General features: G+C 44.2%; 18 protein-coding genes. 17 read left to right on the forward strand and 1 reads right to left on the reverse strand.

What is annotated here, in order from left to right; genetic code table 11:
* Nucleotides 1-439: 439 nt before the first annotated feature.
* From FC07_RS05355 to FC07_RS05435, 17 genes are all read left to right on the forward strand, one after another.
* Nucleotides 440-697, forward strand: coding sequence for a TM1266 family iron-only hydrogenase system putative regulator (locus FC07_RS05355; protein ID WP_057904099.1), 258 nt, complete (start codon nt 440-442; stop codon nt 695-697).
* Nucleotides 694-1731 carry a FecCD family ABC transporter permease gene (locus FC07_RS05360; RefSeq protein ID WP_057904100.1) on the forward strand — a complete coding sequence of 346 codons (1038 nt, stop codon included), beginning with the start codon at nt 694-696 and terminating at the stop codon, nt 1729-1731. The genes FC07_RS05355 and FC07_RS05360 overlap by 4 nt, the downstream gene beginning before the upstream one ends.
* Nucleotides 1728-2804: an ATP-binding cassette domain-containing protein gene (locus FC07_RS05365; protein ID WP_057904101.1), complete on the forward strand. Its 1077-nt coding sequence runs from the start codon at nt 1728-1730 to the stop codon at nt 2802-2804. The genes FC07_RS05360 and FC07_RS05365 overlap by 4 nt, the downstream gene beginning before the upstream one ends.
* The gene (gene hydE, locus FC07_RS05370) at nt 2797-3870 is read left to right on the forward strand and encodes a [FeFe] hydrogenase H-cluster radical SAM maturase HydE (RefSeq protein WP_057904102.1); all 1074 of its coding nucleotides are present in this window, start codon (nt 2797-2799) and stop codon (nt 3868-3870) included. Before FC07_RS05365 ends, hydE begins: the two co-directional genes overlap by 8 nt.
* The gene (locus tag FC07_RS05375; protein ID WP_057904103.1) at nt 3863-4666 is read left to right on the forward strand and encodes a nucleotide-binding protein; all 804 of its coding nucleotides are present in this window, start codon (nt 3863-3865) and stop codon (nt 4664-4666) included. The genes hydE and FC07_RS05375 overlap by 8 nt, the downstream gene beginning before the upstream one ends.
* Nucleotides 4660-6000, forward strand: a complete 1341-nt coding sequence (locus FC07_RS05380) for a nitrogenase component 1 (protein ID WP_057904104.1) — start codon at nt 4660-4662, stop codon at nt 5998-6000. The genes FC07_RS05375 and FC07_RS05380 overlap by 7 nt, the downstream gene beginning before the upstream one ends.
* Nucleotides 5997-7142 carry a nitrogenase component 1 gene (locus FC07_RS05385; RefSeq protein ID WP_057904105.1) on the forward strand — a complete coding sequence of 382 codons (1146 nt, stop codon included), beginning with the start codon at nt 5997-5999 and terminating at the stop codon, nt 7140-7142. The genes FC07_RS05380 and FC07_RS05385 overlap by 4 nt, the downstream gene beginning before the upstream one ends.
* Nucleotides 7143-7207: 65 nt before the next feature.
* On the forward strand, nt 7208-8245 hold the full coding sequence (locus tag FC07_RS05390; RefSeq protein ID WP_057904106.1) for an ABC transporter substrate-binding protein: 1038 nt from the start codon (nt 7208-7210) through the stop codon (nt 8243-8245).
* Nucleotides 8246-8274: 29 nt separating this feature from the next.
* Entirely contained in the window at nt 8275-9303 is a 1029-nt protein-coding gene (locus FC07_RS05395; RefSeq protein WP_162255867.1) for an ABC transporter substrate-binding protein, read from the forward strand.
* 79 nt (nt 9304-9382) lie between these two features.
* Entirely contained in the window at nt 9383-10519 is a 1137-nt protein-coding gene (locus FC07_RS05400; RefSeq protein ID WP_057904108.1) for an ABC transporter substrate-binding protein, read from the forward strand.
* A 50-nt stretch (nt 10520-10569) separates the two neighbouring features.
* Nucleotides 10570-11709 (forward strand): ABC transporter substrate-binding protein, encoded by a 1140-nt coding sequence (locus tag FC07_RS05405; RefSeq protein WP_057904109.1) that lies wholly within the window; start codon nt 10570-10572, stop codon nt 11707-11709.
* A gap of 31 nt (nt 11710-11740) precedes the next feature.
* Nucleotides 11741-12871 carry an ABC transporter substrate-binding protein gene (locus FC07_RS05410; RefSeq protein ID WP_057904110.1) on the forward strand — a complete coding sequence of 377 codons (1131 nt, stop codon included), beginning with the start codon at nt 11741-11743 and terminating at the stop codon, nt 12869-12871.
* 49 nt (nt 12872-12920) lie between these two features.
* Entirely contained in the window at nt 12921-14054 is a 1134-nt protein-coding gene (locus FC07_RS05415) for an ABC transporter substrate-binding protein (RefSeq protein ID WP_057904111.1), read from the forward strand.
* A 21-nt stretch (nt 14055-14075) separates the two neighbouring features.
* Nucleotides 14076-15230: an ABC transporter substrate-binding protein gene (locus FC07_RS05420; RefSeq protein ID WP_057904112.1), complete on the forward strand. Its 1155-nt coding sequence runs from the start codon at nt 14076-14078 to the stop codon at nt 15228-15230.
* A 35-nt stretch (nt 15231-15265) separates the two neighbouring features.
* Nucleotides 15266-16408 (forward strand): ABC transporter substrate-binding protein, encoded by a 1143-nt coding sequence (locus tag FC07_RS05425; RefSeq protein ID WP_057904113.1) that lies wholly within the window; start codon nt 15266-15268, stop codon nt 16406-16408.
* 30 nt (nt 16409-16438) lie between these two features.
* Nucleotides 16439-17659, forward strand: coding sequence for a [FeFe] hydrogenase H-cluster maturation GTPase HydF (gene hydF, locus FC07_RS05430; protein WP_057904114.1), 1221 nt, complete (start codon nt 16439-16441; stop codon nt 17657-17659).
* Between the two features lie 94 nt (nt 17660-17753).
* Nucleotides 17754-18305, forward strand: coding sequence for a TIGR01440 family protein (locus tag FC07_RS05435; RefSeq protein ID WP_057904115.1), 552 nt, complete (start codon nt 17754-17756; stop codon nt 18303-18305).
* Between the two features lie 6 nt (nt 18306-18311).
* Here FC07_RS05435 and FC07_RS05440 read toward each other — a convergent pair whose 3' ends face one another.
* Entirely contained in the window at nt 18312-19001 is a 690-nt protein-coding gene (locus tag FC07_RS05440; protein ID WP_057904116.1) for a prepilin peptidase, read from the reverse strand.
* Between the last annotated feature and the right edge of the window lie 210 nt (nt 19002-19211).

Raw genomic sequence — 19211 nt, forward strand, 5'->3', positions numbered from 1 at the left:
ATTACGTAAAACTGATAATTTGGCCAATCAATTTGATGCATATGCATAATTCAGGTCATGATAAATAAATCTGTACCGCTCTTTCTGAAAATAATACACTGAGTGAAAAAAATGTTCATAAAAGCTTTTGGCAATAATACGTTTTCGCTAAATTTCATTGAAAATACTGGGGAAATATGATATATTTCACATGTACTTACGTTGAAATTATTTTGAGATGGAAGTGGTAACAGAGTGTATTGTCGTACCATTTTTAAATGTGTTGATCGACCGAGCCTCTGAATTAAAATTGAATATTTTCGTGTGAGCCTACATTGAAATTTAATTTGAGATGGAAGACACAATAAATCATGAGCATGACGGCTTTTTGGCGTGTCGACTGACTGACTGTATCTTCCGGGTATGGTCGGTCTTTTTTTGTTGGGAAGGGATGGAAGCTATGGAAACTAGAATTGCAGTGATTGGCATTATTGTTGAAGATATGGCGTCAGTGCCGAAGCTTAATGCACTGCTACATGATTACAGCCAGTATGTGATCGGCCGGATGGGATTACCTTATCAAAAACGGGGGGTGCATATTATTAGCGTGGCAATCGATGCGCCGCAAGATGCCATTAGCGCCTTATCTGGGGGAATTGGTCGGTTAAACGGAATCAGCGTGAAAACGGCTTATTCAAATGTGGTGAGTCAATCATGAGCACAGCCGAAGACGAACCTCAGAAAAGTACCGGCATTAGCTTACCTTGGAAAATCATTTTAGTGGTGTTGCCAATTGCAGCGGCCCTGGCGTCTTTGTGCTTTGGCCGTTATGCGATGCCGATTCAGGACATTTTTCATGCCATTCACGATGCTATTTTTGGCGGCAATACCGTGTCCCCACAAGTGGCCACCGTGTTATGGAGTATGCGCATGCCGCGGATCTTGCTGGCTTTGTTGGCAGGGGCCGGGCTATCCGCAGCTGGTTGTGCCTTTCAAAGTTTATTCTCCAACCCATTAGCAACGCCGGATACCATTGGGGTTGCGTCAGGTGCGTCATTTGGGGCTGCCTTAGGACTGCTGATGAACTTCGGTTTAATGGGGGTCCAAGTGGTTTCCTTGATTTTTGGGTTAGCAGCTTTGATCTTGACCATTTTAGCAGGCAGTAATAAAAAGCGTAGTAATTTAAATAGCGTGGTGTTAGCCGGGATCATGATGGGGTCCTTGTTTTCGGCCTTGGTGTCGTTGGTGAAATTTGCAGCCGATCCAGAAAACCAATTACCGGCGATCACGTATTGGTTAATGGGCAGCTTAGATGCCGCTGGCTACGATTCTTTACTCTTAGGGGCACCGCCTATTTTAGTCGGGTTAGCTGTGTTACTCCTGTTACGGTGGCGCTTGAATCTATTGCCATTAAGCGAAGATGAAGCGCGCTCCACAGGGGTAAATGTCACTGTTTTGCGCGGGATTACCATTTTATGTGCCACAATGATCACCGCTTCGGTAGTCTCGATGTGTGGTCAAGTCGGCTGGGTTGGTTTACTAGTTCCCCATATGTGCCGCATGAAATTTGGGAACAACCACACGGCTTTATTACCAGCATCTGTTTTAGCAGGTGGGGCCTTCCTTGTGGTGGTTGACACGGTTGCCCGTAGTATTTCTGCTTCTGAATTTCCAATTTCGATTTTAACCGCTCTGATCGGAGCACCATTCTTTATTTACTTGATGCGCAGAACAGGAGGCTGGCAACTATGAAATTAACGGTAGAACATACCAGTTTTGGTTACAAAAAAAGCACGCCTGTGATTCAGAATCTAAGTTTTACCGCCGAATCAGGGCAACTGATCGCCATTTTAGGTCCTAACGGTGCTGGGAAAACCACATTGTTACGCTGCACCACAGGGTTATTGAAATGGAACAAAGGAATCAGCCGACTGGATGGTGAAAACACCAATCAAATGCCTGCCAAAGAGATTTGGAAAAAGGTGGCCTATGTGCCACAAGCTCGCGGCAGCTTTGCAGCTTTAAATGTCACCGATATGATTTTGTTAGGGACCACCAGTCGAGTGGGTGTCTTTGCCACCCCTGGTCAAAAGGAACGTGACTTAGTGGTCCAATTAACGGAAGAACTGGGAATCCAGCGTTTATTGAACAAAAATTGTAATGAAATTAGTGGTGGGGAACTTCAAATGGTTTTGATTGCCCGAGCGTTAGCTGGAAAACCGGATCTGCTGATCTTGGATGAACCAGAATCAGCGCTGGATTTTAAAAACCAGTTGATCGTCTTAAACACCATGAGCCGGTTAGTGGCTGAAGGCATTTGCGTGATCTTCAACACCCATTATCCAGACCATGCGTTATCGCGGGCCACCCATTCGTTGATTTTACAAAAAGGTGGCGCTTCCATTTTCGGAGAAACTTCAAAAATCGTAACGGAAGAAAATATTAAGAAGGCTTTTGGGGTCCAAGCAGTGATCGGAAAAACGGAAACGGCCGGTCACGTGTACCAAAGCGTGGTCCCGCTTAAAGTGATCAAAGCACAAGGAACGTGTGAAAAGGTGGCCGATTCAACGCAACAACAATTAGCCCTTATTTCGTGTATTATCACGGATCCAGGGATTCAACCTAAACTCAACACGTTGCTTAAACAATATGAGACGTACATTGTGTCTCATGATGAAAAGCCGTTGCAAAAAGCGACAATTGCGACCATCACCATGTCAGCGCCAGCTGAAGAAGTAACGTCTTTGGCCCATGAGATCAGTGTTTTCCCAGGGGTGGCTGTGAAAACCACGGCGGTACCAAAGCAGGAAGCTGCCAATGGTTAGTAATCAAGCGCTGATCGACTTACTGAATACGCAGCATGAACTGACCCAAGCGCAATGGGTGCAGTTGATCGCCACATTTGATCGGGAAGATATGGCATATGCCACCGCCATTGCCCATCAGTTAACGATCGATAAATTTGGGAAGAACATTTTCTTCCGGGGCATTGTTGAGTTTACAAATTACTGCCGCAATGATTGTCGCTATTGTGGCATTCGTCACTCGAACCATCAGTTACAACGTTATCGACTGAGCAAGGAAGACATTTTGGCCTGTTGTGCCGATGGTTATGCGCATGGTTTTCGGACCTTTGTTTTACAAGGTGGCGAAGATCCGTATTTCACCACCGAACGTTTTACCGATATTATTGCCACCATTCGACAACAATATCCTGAATGTGCCATTACGTTGTCCATTGGCGAAACTACTCGCGAAGCTTACCAAGCTTTTTTTGATGCCGGGGCGAACCGTTACTTGCTGCGGCACGAAACAGCTGATCCACGGCTTTATCGCCGGTGGCATCCACCACGCCAACGTTTTGAACATCGCATGAAGTGTTTACAGGAATTAAAAGAAATCGGCTACCAAACGGGTTGCGGTTTTATGGTCGGCGCACCATTTCAAACACCAGAAGTCTTGGCAGAAGATATGGCATATATCACAGCATTTAAGCCAGAAATGCTGGGCATTGGGCCATTTTTACCACATAGTCAGACACCGTTTCGCGATTATCCTGCAGGCAATGAAACGCTGACTTTGTTTATGTTAAGTTTATGTCGGATTTTACAACCGGATGTGTTGTTACCTGCAACCACGGCGTTAGGCACCGTTCAAGGGAATGGACGTCAGCTAGGGGTATTGGCAGGGTGCAATGTGGTGATGCCGAATTTATCACCATTTAGTGTCCGCAAGCAATATTTATTGTATGACAACAAGGCCGGAATCAAGGATGACGCTGCCTCTGGGATCAAGAAGTTAACTGATCAAATGAATCAGATCGGTTACAACGTGATCTCCAGTCGTGGTGACTATCAGCCAAACACAGAAAAGAAGGATGAACATGCTTAAAATTGCAGTTTATGGTAAAGGCGGGATTGGTAAATCAACCACCGTTTCAAATATGGCAGCCGCAATGGCAGACAAAGGATTACGTGTCATGCAAATTGGATGCGATCCGAAGGCAGATTCAACGATTTTACTACGTGATGGCAAGGATGAAATGAAGACTGTTTTGGACTTAGTTCGTGAAGAAGGCGACCACGACCAATTCACTTTGGATGAAGAAGATCAAGATTCATTTACCTTAGATGACATGGTGCGGGTCGGTTATAAAGGCATCGTTTGTTCCGAAGCCGGTGGCCCAACCCCAGGGTTAGGTTGTGCTGGCCGCGGGATTATTGCCGCCTTAACCAAGTTAGACGAAAAAGGGGCTTATGAAAAATACAAGCCAGATGTAGTCCTTTATGACGTTTTAGGGGATGTGGTGTGTGGTGGCTTTACCATGCCAATGCGTCCCGGTTATGCAGACTATGTGTTAGTGGTCACTTCTGGTGAAAACATGTCGATTTATGCGGCAGCAAATATTTCCATGGCCGTTGAACAGTTTAAAAACCGCGGCTATGCCAAGTTTGCCGGTTTGATCTTAAACCGACGCAAAGTGAAAAACGAAGATGAAAAAGTCGCTGAATTTGCAGAAGACATTCACAGCAAAGTGGTTGGGAGTATTGACCGCAGCGATTTGATCCAATCAGCTGAAGAACTGGGTAAAACCGTCGTTGAAGCTTTCCCAGATTCTGACTTATCTGATCAATATCGGCAATTGGCGGACAGCGTTGTGGCCGAATGTGAGGTGCTCTCATGTTGATGAATGCCCATACCAATATGAAAACGGCAGATCCTAAAACTTGTTTGCCCATTAGTCAGGTCAGTTTTCCCATGCCATTTGACATTGGCCTGGAGTATTCAACACCAGCACGTGGTCATTGGACCATTGTGCATACTGGTTTAGCTTTACCTGAAGCACATTTGATTTATGTTTGTCCTCAAGGTTGCTTGCGTGGGGTGGTCTTAAGTGCCGCTGAACTCGGGGTTTCAGACCGTTTTTCCACCATTGAAGTGGCAGAAGAAAACGTGTTACAAGGTGATTTGGAAGACCAAATCATCGATGGGGTGAACCATATTATCGATGAGCTGCCCAACACACCACCTGCGATTGAACTGTTTACCAGCTGTATCCATCAGTTCTTAGGGCTAGACCTGCACATGGTCTTTGGAACCTTGCGAGCAGATCATCCTGAAATTCAATTTACGGATTGCTACATGAACCCGATCATGCGTAAAGGGAAATGGAATCCGAATCAAAAAATGCGGCGCCAGTTGTATACCTTATTAAAGAAAACCACTGAACGTGACGATCACGCAGTGAACTTTGTTGGGGATGATTTCGCCATTGATCATAGTAGCGAACTGTATCAATTGTTGGCGCAAAATCATTACACCGTTCGGGAAGTTGCCACCTGTCAAACCTATGCAGACTATCAAGAAATGGCGAAAAGTGTGGTTGCCATTACCCGGCAATCACCAGCCATGGCGGCAGGCAAGTTGATGAAAGTGCGTTATGGTCAAGAACACCTGCATTTGCCATACACTTATAATTACGATGAAATCGAACAAAACTTGCAGACGTTAGCAGATGCCTTACATTTGGACTATCAACCGGATCTAGCTTTACGTGCTCAAACAGATGCCGCGTTAGCCCATGCTTACGCGCTGATTGGCGACACACCAATTTACATCGACTCTAGCTTTAGTCCCCGGATTTTAGGCTTGGCTCGGGTGTTGTTAGCCCATGGCTTTAACGTAACGGACCTATACGTGGATGGATTTGATGAATATGATCAGGACGATTTAAAGGCCTTGCAAGCCAGTACGCCTGAGCTACGAGTGCATCCTAGTGTGGATCCCGGTATGCGGATGATTGATCGTAGCACGGACGACAAAGTCTTGGCCATTGGTCAAAAAGCAGCGTACTTCACCAACAGTCCTTATTTTGTCAACATTGTGCAAGGAGCTGGTTTTGACGGCTTTGATGGCTTACAAAAGATTGCGGCATTAATGGAAGACGCTTATCAAACACCTAAGGACGTTGAATCAGTGATCCAAGTGAAAGCCTTAGGTTGGGGGTGCAATTGTCTATGAAACACACAGCGCAAATTATTTCAACTTATAGTTGTGATACGTCTGGCGTCGGCTCTGCCTTATATGAGCTTGGCGGCATGACGGTGATGCACGATGCTGGCGGTTATGCTGGTATTTATAGCACCCATGATGAACCGCGTTGGTATGAAATGGACAGTATGATCTTCATTTCTGGTTTAACCGAAACCCAAGCCATTTTAGGTGATGATTCCAAGTTTATTAACGACACCATTGAAACAGCGCAACGGTTACACCCAAAGTTTATCGCCTTAGGTGGCTCCCCAATTCCTATGGTAGTGGGGACTGATTTCCCAGCGTTGGCGCGGGAAGTGGAACATGCGACGGGCATTATGACCTTTGGGTTTGATACCAATGGCATGAACTCGTATATTTCAGGGGATAACTTGGCGTTTGCCGAATTGGCCAAGCGCGTTTGTCAAGCGGAGGTACCAAAGTCAACCACTTTTTCAGTGAACTTATTAGGGGTGACACCGTTAGACTTTTCATTAAACGGTACGGTGCAAGCCATGGAACAAGCCTTAACCGATCGTGGTGTGAAAATCCAGTCGAACTGGGCCATGGGCGGGACGTTAGAAGACATTGAACAAGCTGGTGCTGCGCATGTCAATTTAGTGGTTTCAGCTGGTGGTTTGTTGGCTGCTAAAGTCTTGCAAAAGCGTTTCGGCATTCCTTATGTGATCGGTATTCCCTATGGCAAGGCCTTTACTGATAAACTCGTTTCAGCCTTACATCAAGCGGCTGAAACGGGGACCAGCACCTCATTGTGCCAACCACACCCGGATAATAAGACGATTATCATTGGCGAAAGTGTTAACCGCTTAACGTTAGTGAATGCGTTTTATGACGCCACTGGCGCTGGCGCGACCGTATTGTGTCCAGTGGATGCGGCGCCTGAATTATTAAGCAAAGGGTGCCTGCCAGCGTGTGATGAAGATGAGTTGAAGCCATTCTTGAATGATGCCACGACTATTATTGCGGATCCTATGTATCAGCCAATTTGTCCAGAGACAGCGCGGTTTATTTCATTGCCCCATGAAGCCTTTTCTGGGCGTGTTAACCATGGAAAAATGCGGAATTTAGTCACTGAATTTGAGGATTTTCAAGCAGAAATTCAAGGCTAATTTTTTGTCAGAGATGACGTTAAAAATCGGCTGTTAACCAGTGTTTGAGAGAGGAAGTTCAAAATTTGAGTGAAATTGGAAAACATGATGATGTGATCACCGTGCGGGATGAGGCTGGCGATTTAGTCGCTGTACCACGCCAAATTCAACGGATCGTGGTGATTGGTGCCTTACCATTACCTGCTGTTTTAACGGTATGCTTCAATGCTGCGGATAAAATTGTCGGCATGCCCAAAGCGAGTATGATCGCCGCAAAAAACGGTTTGTTAGGGGAACTATACCCTGACATTTTAAAAGCGGACACCGGCTTTGATGAAAATGGTGTCATGAACATTGCTAAAGTACAACAACTCAAGCCGGATGTGGTGTTTTACAATGCAGACCACACCCAGCAAAAAGCGGATTTGCTGGCCGCAGGCTTGATCCCAGTCGGCATTTCGTCAAGCAATTGGCATTATGATGCCATCAAAACGTTAGATGAACAAGTCAGTCTGTTGGCGAAACTATTTCCAGAAAATAATAAAGCCAAAATCGTCAATGATTACAGTTTGAAGGCTTATGAACAGGTGCAAAAACGGGTTGAGGCGGTGGCCGATCAACGTGAAAAAATCTTTTTCTTATTCCGTTATGATGCCAAAACGTTAGCCACATCGGGTGCCATGTTTTTCGGTCAGTATTGGTCTGATGCCATTGGTGCCATTAATGTAGGACACATGTTGGAACATGATAATGCCACAACTGTAACCATGGCGCAAATCAATCGTTGGAATCCGGCTAAGATTTTGATCACGAATTTCACAGCAGCAGAACCCGCTGATCTGTATCACAATACCATTGGCGACTATGACTGGCGGCATGTGGCGGCGATTGAAAACCATGAGGTTTATAAAATGCCGCTGGGGGTCTACCGCAGTTATACGCCGGGGATCGACACGCCGTTAACCTTATTATGGTTAGCGAAAACCGTTTATCCTGATTTGTTTAAGGACATTGATATGACCGTTGAAACCAAAAATTACTATCAAAAAGTGTTTCAAATAACGCTAACGGACAGTCAGGTTCAGAAAATGTTTAACCCAACGGCAGCAGCATCTGCTTATTAACCCATAAGCGCTAGAAAGGAATGAAAGGTGTGGCACAGCAAGCAACAATCACAGTAATCGATCATACTGGAACCCGAGTGCAAGTCCCGCGCAAGCCACAACGGATCGTTGTGGCCAGTGCATTGCAGTTACCGGCTATTTTAACGATTTTCTTTGATTTGGCACCGCACTTGATTGCCGTGCCACAGGCCAGCTGGGTGGCAGCACAACAGGGCTTTTTAGGCCAACAATATCCAGAGCTTTTAAACGCACGCACTGATTTTTCAGAAGGTTATCGGCTGGATGTGGCGGCGATTCAGAACTTAAAACCAGATTTGGTTTTTTACGATGCGGATACGCTTGAACACCAGCAACAACTCCAAGCAGCCGGTTTAACAGCTGTGGGGCTTTCATCCAGTTTGTGGCAATATGATGCCGTGCAAACGTTGGACGAAGCAATCAACTGGTTAGCTCAACTGTTTCAGCCCAATGCGAAAGTTGACATTGTGCGCCAAGCCACCGCCAAAAGCTTGCAGCATGTTCAAGCGCGCGTACAAGGCCTAACCGCAGCACAACGGCAGCGCGTATTTTTCCTATTTCGGTATGATGCGCATGAATTGTTTACCTCAGGGGCGCAGTTCTTCGGTCAATATTGGGCGCAGGCGGTTGGGGCGCGTAACGTTGCTGAAACGCACCAGGAAAATGGCTGGGTGGCCACTGATTTAGCGGAAATTGCAACTTGGCAACCACAAAAGATGCTACTTACTAACTTTACCAAGGCTCAGCCTGAAGCGTTATATCAAAATCAAATCGGAACGGATGACTGGACAAGCTTAGCAGCGGTTCAGCACCGGCAAGTTTATAAAATGCCCTTGTGTTCTTACCGGAGCTTTGCGCCAGGGGTGGACAATCCGTTAACCCTACTGTGGTTGGCACAAACCATTTATCCAGACTTATTTGCGGAACTTGATCTGCTTGCAGTTACCGCAGACTATTATCAACGGCTGTATCATGTGACGTTAACGACAGCACAGTTACAAACCATGTACCATCCGACGTCAGCGGCGTCGGCGTTTTAAGGACTTATTCAGATTATTTTAAAGCACGATTGGGTTGCAATCGCGTAAAAAAGGCACATTAAAATTGGAGAGTGTAATGATGCGAAAATTAACGAAACTCATTGTCACTGGGTTAGCAATTGTCACAATGGTGGTGCCACTGGTGGGGGTCAGTGGTCATGCCACACCAGTTCAGGCTGCAACGACAAGTAGCAGCAATAAAACCATTACGATTAAGGATGAAGCTGGCGATAAAGTCGCTGTGCCAAAGAATATCAAGCGGATCGCCGTGGTGGGCGCTTTGCCATTACCCGCCGAATTAGCGGTGTTCTTTAACTCTGCTGATAAAATCGTTGGGATGCCGAAAGCCAGTATGATCGCGGCTAAAAATGGTCTACTTGGGGAATTGTATCCCAATATTTTAAAAGCCAAGACAAGCTTTGATCAAGGCACAACGGTGAATACCGAAGAATTAAAGAAACTTGATCCAGACGTGGTATTCTATAGCGCTGAAAACAAGGTCGAAAAGAAACAACTGTTAAACGCTGGGTTTACTGCCGTTGGGATCTCCTTTACCAAGTATAACTACGACACCATTAAGACGTTGAACAAGCAAATCGCGTTGTTATCTAAGATTTTCCCTAAGAACAACAAAGCCAAAGTGGTGCAAAAGTATAGTAAGAAGAACTATGACTTGGTTCAAAATCGGGTTAAACAAATCAAGCCTGCTGATCGCCAAAATATTTTCTTCTTATTCCAATACGATAAGTCCATGTTAGCCACCTCAAGTGCCAACTTCTTCGGCCAATACTGGTCTGATTCGATTGGTGCCGTTAACGTTGCCCACAAGTTGAAGCACAACAATACCACAAATGTCACCATGGAACAGGTTTACAAGTGGAACCCAGATAAGATCTTGATCACCAACTTTACCAAAGCGCAACCAAAGGACTTGTACAACAACACCATTGGCAACTACGACTGGAGTAAAGTCAAGGCCGTTAAAAACAAGCAAGTTTACAAAATGCCTTTAGGGTCATACCGGAGTTACACACCAGGTGTGGACACACCATTAACCCTGCTGTGGATGGCCAAAACCGTTTATCCTAAACAATTTAAAGATATTAACATCAACAAAGAAACTAAGAACTATTACAAGAAAGTCTTTAACGTGAACTTAACCAATGCCCAAGTCACGAAGATGTTTAATCCTTCTTCAAAGGCCTCTGCTTATTAAAAAGTTGAGATTGAAAACGAACTAGGTTATTAATTTGGGGAGTCCGGAATATGCGAAAGTTGAAACGTTTCATGTTAACTGCATTGGCGATTGTGACTTTAACGGTGCCACTTGTTGGCGTACATGGTAGTGCAAGTAATGTTAAAGCAGCAACAACAACCGGCAAAAAGAGCAAAACGATTACGATCAAAGATGAAGCAGGCTATAAAGTGACGGTGCCACGTAATATCAAGCGCATTGCAGTGGTTGGGGTTTGGCCATTACCGGCAGAATTAACAGTTTTTTTTAACTCTGCAGATAAAATTGTTGGGATGCCTAAGGCCAGTATGATTGCGGCCAAGAAGGGATTGTTAGGTGAGTTATATCCTAATATTCTAAAAGCTAAAACAAATTATGACAATGGGGATTCGTTCAATACTGAAGAATTGAAAAAATTAAACCCAGATGTTGTATTCTATAACGCAAAAACGCCAGAACAACGTAAGCAGTTATTGAACGCAGGCTTTACACCAGTTGGTATTTCAAATAGTAAATGGCATTATGACACCATTAAAACGTTGAATAAGCAAATTGCCTTGTTGTCTAAGATGTTCCCTAAGAATAATAAAGCGAAGGTTGTCAGTGATTATAGTCAAAAGGAATATGATTTTGTGCAAAAACGGGTTAAGAACATTAAACCTGCTCAGCGTCAAAAAGTTTTCTTCCTATATGAGTACGATAAATCCTTAATTGCAACCTCTAGCGATAAGTTCTTTGGTCAATATTGGGCTGATTCAGTTGGCGCCACTAATGTTGGACACACGATGAAAAACGATAATGCGGCCAACATTAATATGGAACAGATCTATAAGTGGAATCCAGACAAAATTTTGATTACCAACTTTACAACGGCTGAGCCAAATGATCTATATAAGAATACGATTGGTAATTACGACTGGAGTAAAGTGAAGGCCGTTAAAAATAAGCAAGTTTACAAGATGCCACTGGGAACTTATCGCAGTTACACACCAGGAATTGATACACCATTAACGTTACTATGGATGGCAAAGACTGTTTATCCAAAGCAATTTAAAGATGTTAATATTTCAAAGGAAACGAAACAGTATTATAAAAAAGTCTTTAACGTTAATCTGACAAATGCACAAGTTAAGAAGATGTATCATCCATCTGCTAGTGCATCTGCAAATTAATTGTCAGCACATTAATTGGGGAGTGCAAAGCATGCGAAAGTTAAAACGATTCATTTTAACTGCGCTAGCGATTTTTGCCTTAGTAGTACCATTAGCCGGGGTTAAAGGAAACCAGAGCAGCGTTAAAGCGGCAACAACAAAAAACAGTAAAACCATTACGATTAAGGATGAAGCCGGCGATAAAGTAGCCGTTCCGCGTAATATTAAACGGATTGCGATTGTCGGCGCTTGGCCATTGCCAGCTGAACTAACCGTTTTCTTCAATTCAGCTAATAAAATCGTTGGGATGCCTAAAGCGAGTATGGCGGCCGCTAAAAGTGGTTTATTATCGGAGCTTTATCCCAATATTTTAAAGGCTAAAACCAGTTTTGATCAGGGAACCAGCATTAATACGGAAGAGTTGAAAAAACTGAATCCAGATGTTGTTTTCTACAGTGCAGAAGATGCCGCACAAAAGAAGCAACTATTAAACGCCGGATTTACACCAGTTGGGATTTCCTATGCAGGTAGTCATTATGACACTCGGAAAATTCTAAATAAGCAAATTGCGTTGCTATCTAAAATGTTCCCAAAGAACAACAAATCTAAAGTCTTCAATGCTTATAGCAAGAAAGAATACGATTTAGTTCAAAGCCGGGTTAAAAAGATTAAACCTGCTCAGCAGCAAAAGATTTTATTCTTGCATGAATATGACAAATCTGTGATCACAACTTCTGGTAAAGAACACTTTGGCCAATATTGGGCAGACTCAATCAATGCGATCAATGCCGGCCACTCTGTTAAGGATAGCTTGCCAAACGTCACGATGGAACAAATCTATAAGTGGAATCCAGATAAGATTCTAGTAACAAACTTTACCAAGGCCCAACCAAAAGACCTTTATCAGAATACGATTGGCAATTATAACTGGAGTAAAGTGAAGGCCGTTAAGAACAAGCAAGTTTACAAGATGCCATTAGGGGCTTATCGGAGCTATACCCCAGGTGTTGATACGCCAATTACGTTACTTTGGATGGCGAAAACGGTTTATCCAAAGCAATTCAAGGATATTAATATTACTAAAGAAACGAAGACTTATTACAAGAAAGTCTTTAACGTGAACTTAACGAATGCGCAAGCCAATCAGATGTATAAACCATCTTCTAATGCAGCTGATTATTAAATAATCGTCCTTTTGATTTCAGCATACTAAACTTTGGGGAGTACTCATCATGAGAAAATTAAAACACATTTTGCTGACGGTACTGGCGATTTTCGCGTTGTCAGTGCCATTAGCCGGTGTGGTAGGTCATGCGGGAAACGTTCAAGCTGCCACAAAATCCAGTCAAACTATTACGATCAAGGATGAAGCTGGTGACACCGTTAAAGTACCGAAGCATATCAAGCGAATTGCAGTGGCATCACTATATCCGTTGCCCTCTGTTTTAGCAGTATTCTTCAATTCCGCTGATAAAATTGTGGGAATGCCGGATATTAGTATGACGGCTGCGAAAAATGGGCTGTTGTCTGATTTATATCCTAGTATTTTAAAAGCCAAAACTAGCTTTGTAAAGGGAACAACCATCAACACGGAAGAATTGAAGAAGCTGCATCCCGATGTGGTTTTCTATAATGCTGAAACTGTGCAACAAAAGAAGCAATTGCAAAACGCTGGTTTCACAGCTGTTGGGGTCTCAACTAGCAAATGGCATTATGATTCAATTGTCACATTAAACCATTGGATTTCGTTGTTATCTAAGATGTTCCCGCAAAATAAAACGCGGGCCACAACAGTCAAGAATTACAGTAATCAGGTTTATAACCGCGTTCAAAAACGGGTAAAAAATATCAGTCCGGCGAAGCAACAAAAATTGTTCTTCTTATTCCAATATAGTGATTCTGCCATTACCACTGCTGGTAAAAATGCTTTTGGTCAATATTGGGCCAAGGCCATCGGGGCTAAAAATGTCAGTCAGAGCATGACAGCGCCTAATGATGCAACAGTGAACATGGAACAAATCTATAAATGGAATCCTGATAAGATTTTGATTACCAACTTTAATGCGGCGCAACCGTCAGATCTATACAATAATAAAATTGGCAATTATGACTGGAGCAAATTGTCAGCAGTGAAGAACAAAGAAGTCACCAAGATGCCATTAGGGATGTACCGGAGCTATACGCCAGGCGTTGATACACCGATTACACTGTTATGGTTAGCGAAAACCGTTTATCCAAAGCAGTTTAAAGATGTGAATATCACCAAAGAAACGAAACAATATTATAAGAAAGTATTTGATGTGAAGTTAACCACTAAGCAAGCCCAGAAGATCTTCAAGCCTTCCTCTGCAGCTGCTGCCTTTTAAAATTTTGGGGAGTCTTTCGAAATGAAACAAATTAAAAAGCGCTTGTTACTATTTGTCGCAGTTCTGGCCATGGTGTTACCGTTGGTTACCTTTGCCAAACCGACGACGGCAACAACCGTAAGTGCCGCCACCACTAGCAAAAATATTACAGTGACGGATGAAGCCGGTGCAAAAGTAACGGTGCCAAAAAATAGTAAACGCATCGCGGTTGTCGGTATTTGGCCATTTTCAGCCGTAGTTACCACTTTCTTCAATTCGGCTGATCGATTGGTTTACATGCCAGAAGCCAGCATGACGGCTGCTAAAAATGGACTGTTAGGCGAACTGTATCCTAACATTACCAAAGTCAAAACTGTGAATGATAATGGTGGGTCGACTATTAATACAGAAGAATTGAAAAAGTCTGATCCAGATATTGTCTTTTATCCAGCTGAAAATCCTAAAGTGAAGCAACAGTTGACGCAAGCTGGTTTTAATGCCGTTGGGGTTTCTGTCGGCAAATGGAAAGGCAATACCATTGAAACCTTGAATAACTGGTATGGCTTATTATCTAAACTTTATCCAAACCGTCAAAATCGTGCCAAGGTTGTCAAGAATTATAGTGACAAGATGTATGCACGGGTCCAAAAACAAGTCAAAACCATTCCAGCTAGCAAGCGTAAAAGCGTGTTCATTTTACATCAGTATACGGCTAGTACCATTACCTCAGGCGGGAAAGCTTCTTTCGCCGCTTACTGGGCCAAAGCCATTGGTGCTAAAAATGTCGCCAATACAGCTGGCAAAGGCAATGCAATGCCAGTTAACGCTGAACAGGTTTATAAGTGGAATCCACAAGTCATCTTGGTAACGAATTTTACCACTGCACAACCATCAGACTTGTACAATAATAAGATCGGCAATACTGACTGGAGCAAAGTCCAAGCGGTTAAGAACAAACAAGTTTACAAGATGCCTTTAGGGATGTACCGCAGTTACACACCAGGTGTGGATACGCCATTAACCTTAATGTGGGCCGCTAAGACCGTTTATCCAAGCAAGTTTAAAAATGTGAACATGGTGCAAGAAGCCAAGACCTATTATAAGAAGGCTTTTAACGTAACCTTGACCACAAAACAAGCGAAGGCTATCTTTAATCCAACTTCAGCAGCTGGGAAGTCTGCAACATCAACGAATTAAAAACAAATGTTCATTTAGGGGAGTTTTTAGAAGTCATGAAGAAGTTAACGAAAAAAATTGTCATGCTCGTTGCCGCTTTGGCCATGGTGATCCCGTTGGCCTTAAGCAACGGGGCTGGTGTAGGGACTGCTAGCAACGTGCAAGCCGCGACCACTAGCAAGAAAACGAAAACCATTACCGACCAAGCAGGGAATAAAGTCACAGTACCTACCAAAGTGAAGCGGGTGGCCTTTGTTGGTTCAATTTGGCCAGTACCTTCCGTTTTCGCGGTATTCTTTAATTCAGCAGACAAAATTGTCAGCATGCAAAAGCCAAGTATGGTAGCTGCCAAAAGCAGTTTGTTGTCACAGCTATACCCTGGGATTTTAAAAGCCAGCACGAAGTCTAATGATGGGGTCACCATCAACACTGAAGAATTAAAGAAAACCAAACCTGATGTGGTTTTCTACGGTGCTGAAGATGCTAAATTAGGTCAAAAGTTAAAGAACGCTGGTTTCGCGGCTGTGGGGATCTCCGTTAGCAAATGGAATAGTAACTCAATTCAAACCCAAAATCATTGGATCAGTTTGTTATCTAAGATTTTCCCAAAGAACAACAAGGCGAAAGTGGTCAAAGATTACAGTAACCAAGTTTACAACCGAGTTCAAAAGAAAGTTAAAAAAATCAAACCTGCAGATAAACAAAGTATCTTCTTCTTACGGCAATACAGTAGCAGTGCCATTACCACTGGCGGGGTAGATTCATTTGGGAATTACTGGGCCAAAGCCATTGGGGCTAAGAATGTGGTCAACACACCAAATTCCAACAACTCAACGGTTGTCAGCATGGAACAAATCTACAAATGGAATCCAGACAAGATCTTGATCACCAACTTTAACACGGCGCAACCGAAGACGTTATACAATAATAGTGTTGGTAACTTCGATTGGAGCAAGGTCAAAGCGGTTAAGGATAAGCAAGTTTACAAGATGCCAATGGGGATGTACCGCAGTTATACCCCAGGTGTTGACACCCCATTAACCTTATTATGGTTGGCCAAAACCGTTTATCCAGATCAGTTTAAAGATGTGAACATGACCAAAGAAACGAAGACTTATTATAAGAAAGTCTTTAACGTTAATTTAAGCACCAAACAAGCCAACAAAATCTTTAATCCAAAATCAACTTGGCAGAACTAAAGCTTTTTGAAGACAAGGAGGCCCTGGCTTATGGGGTTAAATGATACACCGTCCAGTGAACGGATCCATATCGGTTTCTTCGGACGCCGAAATGCTGGTAAATCAAGTGTTGTGAATGCGGTGACCCATCAAGATCTTGCTGTCGTATCAAACAAAAAAGGGACGACCACTGATCCAGTTCATAAGGCAATGGAATTATTGCCATTGGGACCGGTGGTGATCACGGACACCCCAGGGTTTGACGATAGTGGTGAATTAGGCGAGTTGCGCGTCCATAAAGCAAAGCAAACGTTAGCTAAAACGGACATTGCCGTCTTGGTCATCGATGCCACCGTTGGGGTGCAGGCCAGTGAACGTCAGTTGTTACAGTTATTTATCACTAAAAAAGTGCCGTATTTGATTGTTTATAACAAGGCTGATTTGATTCTAGTACCGGACAAAGCCGCTGATGATGAAGTGTATGTCAGTGCGCTCAAAGGCACTGGCATTAATACCTTGAAAGAGCATTTGGCACATTTAAAGCCACAAAATAGTGCTGCTAAGCCTTTGATTGGTGATCTGATCAAGCCACAAGATGTGATCGTATTGGTGATGCCCATTGATGCGGCAGCGCCTAAAGGCCGCCTGATCTTGCCACAGCAAATGACGGTACGAGATATTTTGGATCACCACGCCATGAGCATTGTGACGCAACCTGGTGAATTAACGCAGACATTAGCCAGCTTGAAAGAACCACCAGCCATGGTGGTAACAGATTCACAAGCATTTGGTGAAGTGGCGGCAATCACGCCGGAAAGCATTCCCTTAACATCTTTCTCGATTTTAATGGCCCGGCGGAAAGGTATTTTAGATGCCGCCGTAAAAGGTGCTGGCGTGATTGATCAGTTAAAAGACGGCGACAAAGTCTTGATTGCAGAAGGCTGTACCCATCATCGTCAATGTGGTGATATTGGCAGTGTGAAGTTGCCAGCCTTGCTGAAAAAGCGCACAGGGAAGCAATTGAACATTGAATTAGCCAGCGGCACAGGGTTCCCGGAAGAATTAACCGATTATGCACTGATTATTCACTGTGGCGGTTGCATGCTAAATGGGCGTGAAGTCACGTCACGACTGGAACGGGCACAAGCACAAGGGGTGCCAATGACCAACTATGGCACGGCCATTGCCTACATGAAAGGCATTTTGCCACGCACCATTGCCATGTTACCAGATGTCTTTGCGCTGTATCAGCAAATAACAGCACACGCATAAAAATGACGTTATAAGCCAGAATGCCAACCTGCATTCTGGCTTATTTTGGGTGCAGGCGCTATGATAAGCGTAAACAATCAGGGAGGTTTTGAAAATGATTCAAGAACAAGCATTACGCCAACAAGTGACCCAAACGGTGCAAGAAATTTTAGCAGCCGCGCATTTACGCCAAGGCGATACGTTTGTCTTAGGTTGTACCACCAGTGAAGTGGTTGGCGGGCAGATCGGGCAAGCCTCCAATCCAGCAGTAGGGGATTGGATCGTCACCAGTATGCTAGCCGTATTGAAGCCACTTGGCATTCATTTAGCCGTCCAAGGGTGTGAGCACATTAATCGTGCCTGTGCGGTGGAACGGGCGACAGCTGAAGCAAAGGGCTGGGAGATCGTTAATGTGATCCCAGGTATCCATGCAGGTGGTTCCTGCTCAATGGCTGCTTTTCAGCACTTTACGGATCCTGTAGAAGTGGAGCACATTGTGGCTCAAGCTGGCGTTGACATTGGTGACACCAGCATTGGCATGCATGTGGCTTTTGTCCAAGTGCCGGTACGCCCGTCACAAACTGAGTTAGGTGGCGCGCACGTTACTGCCCTACGGTCTCGGCCGAAATATATCGGGGGCCAGCGCGCCCAATATGCACGGCTTTAATGGCGCCTAAAGTGGTATTAACTGATAATAAAGGCACCCTAACGTCGCTGTGGCCAAATAAGGGATAAAGGGGATCTGGCGTGGTAAATAGCGGTGTAATGGGCAATAGGTCAGCAGACATAGCGTACAGGCGAAGGCCAGTATTTGCAGCCCAATTTGCCAACCGAACAAGCCGCACTGTAAGACCAGAAAATCACAATCACCAGCACCAAAGCTGTGGGTGAGGGATGCAAAACTGTAAAAGATACCTGCACTGAATAGTGCCGAAAGAACGTGTAAGGGTTGATGATAATAACCACAGTGCAGTAAAATGCACACACTACTCCCCACTAAAAAGGGTGTGAGTAAAATGGCGTGTTGGCGCAGATCCATCACAGCAAACAGATAATAAAAACCGCATAACAGCCACCAATAAGGCTGCCAAAACAGTGGCAGGATTAAGCCACTAGCCGCTAACAAACCAGCGCAAGTTTCAAGTGGCCAGTCAAGTGCAAGTGGCCGTTGACAAAAGCGACAACGCTGACGGAGCCAAACTTGATTGATAATCGGTATTAAATCATACCAGCGCAACGGCTGATGACAGTTAGGACACGTTGAGCGCGGCCAACAACAAGAACCACCAACAAACCAACGGGCAGCACATAAATTCAAAAAAGAGCCTAGGATACTGCCGACGATAAATGTCACTACAAACATAAAGTCACCTTCCTTTGATCGGGTTATGAATAAGATACGCAAGGTGTTCAGGATGCCGCTTTTTAAGCCGGTAGTTGTCAATACTTTCTCGAAAACGGCGGTTGACATCTATTGGGGAAGATGTTAATCTGTTAAAGGTGCTTTTTGTTGAGCAGTTTCCCACATTGGTGGGCGTGCTGACTGTGAGTAACGACAGCACATTGGCTTTTG

Source organism: Loigolactobacillus bifermentans DSM 20003 (assembly GCF_001434575.1).
Taxonomy (GTDB): domain Bacteria; phylum Bacillota; class Bacilli; order Lactobacillales; family Lactobacillaceae; genus Loigolactobacillus; species Loigolactobacillus bifermentans.